At 52.6% G+C, this 2,278-nt stretch carries 3 protein-coding genes and 1 pseudogene; all 4 read left to right on the forward strand.

Annotated features, from left to right (window positions below; translation table 11 throughout):
• Nucleotides 1–196, forward strand: a 196-nt coding sequence (locus DXA15_RS27445) for a hypothetical protein (protein WP_117937947.1), incomplete at its 5' end; no start/stop codon positions are given.
• A complete protein-coding gene (mobA, locus tag DXA15_RS24820; protein WP_004291488.1) occupies nucleotides 193–621 on the forward strand; it encodes a conjugal transfer protein MobA in 429 nt (142 codons plus the stop codon). The genes DXA15_RS27445 and mobA, both read left to right, overlap by 4 nt.
• Nucleotides 600–1,847 carry a conjugal transfer protein MobB gene (mobB, locus tag DXA15_RS24825; protein WP_004291483.1) on the forward strand — a complete coding sequence of 416 codons (1,248 nt, stop codon included), beginning with the start codon at nucleotides 600–602 and terminating at the stop codon, nucleotides 1,845–1,847. Before mobA ends, mobB begins: the two co-directional genes overlap by 22 nt.
• A 30-nt stretch (nucleotides 1,848–1,877) precedes the next feature.
• A pseudogene (locus DXA15_RS24830) lies at nucleotides 1,878–2,278 on the forward strand (YWFCY domain-containing protein); the annotation flags it as partial.

A 2,278-nucleotide genomic window follows, 5' to 3' on the forward strand; every position in this document is an offset into this window, starting at 1 on the left:
GACGGATTTTTATGTTCACCTGAACATAGCAAGATGTCTTTTCAGCCGCTCAAAATATTTTGAGCAGCCACGAAAAGCACTTGCCCTTGCAGGGGGCGGGCTTTCCCTCCGAAGTCGGGAAGCCTTTCAGAACTGCGGTGCTGTAATCCGAAGCGGCGGCTTATGCCGTCAATCCGCTAAATCCAAAGTAATATGAAAGAGAAAAGGAAAAGCAAATCAGGGAGAAATCCCAAACTTGATCCGGCGGTGTACCGGTACACCGTCCGTTTCAACGAGGAGGAACACAACCGTTTCCTCGCCATGTTCGGAAAATCGGGTGTCTATGCACGGTCTGTTTTCCTCAAAGCGCACTTCTTCGGGCAACCGTTCAAGGTGCTGAAGGTGGACAAGACGTTGGTGGACTATTACACCAAACTGTCGGATTTTCATGCACAATTCCGTGCCGTGGGTACGAATTACAACCAAGTCGTGAAGGAACTGAGGCTGCATTTTTCAGAGAAAAAGGCGATGGCGTTGCTCTACAAATTAGAGCAACACACCGTCGAACTCGTGAAACTGAGCCGCCGGATTGTGGAACTTTCAAGGGAAATGGAGGCAAAATGGTCGCAAAAATCAGTGTAGGAAGTTCGTTGTACGGCGCGATTGCCTACAACGGGGAGAAGATTAACGAGGCGCAGGGGCGGCTTCTCACCACCAACCGCATCTACAATGACGGTTCGGGAACGGTGGACATAGGCAAGGCGATGGAGGGTTTTCTCACCTTCCTGCCACCGCAGATGAAGATCGAGAAGCCGGTGGTGCATATCTCTCTCAACCCGCACCCGGAGGATGTGCTGACCGATATTGAGTTGCAGAATATCGCCCGCGAGTATCTGGAAAAACTCGGTTTCGGAAACCAGCCTTATCTTGTATTCAAGCACGAGGACATCGACCGCCACCACCTGCACATCGTGACGGTCAACGTGGACGAGAACGGGAAAAGGCTCAACCGGGATTTTCTCTACCGCCGCAGCGACCGTATCCGCAGGGAACTGGAACAGAAGTACGGATTGCATCCGGCAGAACGTAAAAATCAGAGATTGGATAATCCGTTGCGCAAGGTGGCCGCATCGGCAGGTGATGTGAAGAAGCAGGTAGGCAACACCGTGAAGGCTCTGAATGGGCAGTACCGTTTCCAGACGATGGGCGAATACCGTGCGCTCCTTTCCTTATATAATATGACGGTGGAGGAAGCGAGGGGCAACGTGCGCGGACGGGAGTATCACGGGCTGGTCTATTCCGTCACGGACGACAAGGGTAACAAGGTGGGCAACCCGTTCAAATCCTCGCTTTTCGGGAAGTCCGCAGGCTATGAAGCCGTACAGAAGAAGTTTGTCCGTTCCAAATCGGAAATCAAGGATAGGAAACTGGCAGACATGACGAAACGCACCGTCCTTTCCGTGCTGCAAGGCACTTATGACAAGGACAAATTTGTATCCCAACTCAAAGAGAAGGGCATCGACACCGTACTGCGCTACACAGAGGAAGGGCGCATCTATGGGGCTACCTTCATCGACCACCGCACGGGATGCGTGCTGAACGGTTCGCGCATGGGTAAGGAGCTTTCGGCGAATGCCTTGCAGGAACACTTCACCCTGCCATACGCCGGACAACCGCCGATACCGCTATCCATCCCTGTGGATGCTGCGGACAAGGCACACGGGCAGACCGCCTACGACAGTGAAGATATATCGGGCGGTATGGGCTTGCTCACTCCCGAAGGTCCGGCGGTAGATGCCGAGGAAGAGGCTTTCATCCGGGCGATGAAGCGCAAAAAGAAGAAAAAACGCAAGGGCTTGGGTATGTAATCAGAGTATCAACAATTAAAAAATCAATGTATGTCACAACAAGAAGACGATTTGAGGGCATTGGCGAAAATCATGGATTTTCTGCGTGCCGTGAGTATCATTTTAGTGGTCATGAACGTGTACTGGTTCTGCTACGAAGCCATCCGGCTGTGGGGCGTGAACATCGGCGTGGTGGACAAAATCCTTCTGAACTTCGACCGCACGGCGGGGCTGTTCCATTCCATTCTCTACACGAAGCTGTTTTCCGTCCTTTTGCTTGCCTTGTCCTGTCTGGGTACGAAGGGTGTCAAGGGTGAGAAAATCACTTGGGGGAGAATCTGGACAGCATTTGCCGTCGGGTTCGTGCTGTTTTTCCTGAACTGGTGGTTGCTGCCCCTGCGCTGCCGCTTGAAGCGGTGACGGGACTGTATGTCCTTACCATTGGAACGGGC

It is taken from the genome of Parabacteroides sp. AM58-2XD, assembly GCF_003463685.1.
In the GTDB taxonomy this organism is placed as follows: domain Bacteria; phylum Bacteroidota; class Bacteroidia; order Bacteroidales; family Tannerellaceae; genus Parabacteroides; species Parabacteroides segnis.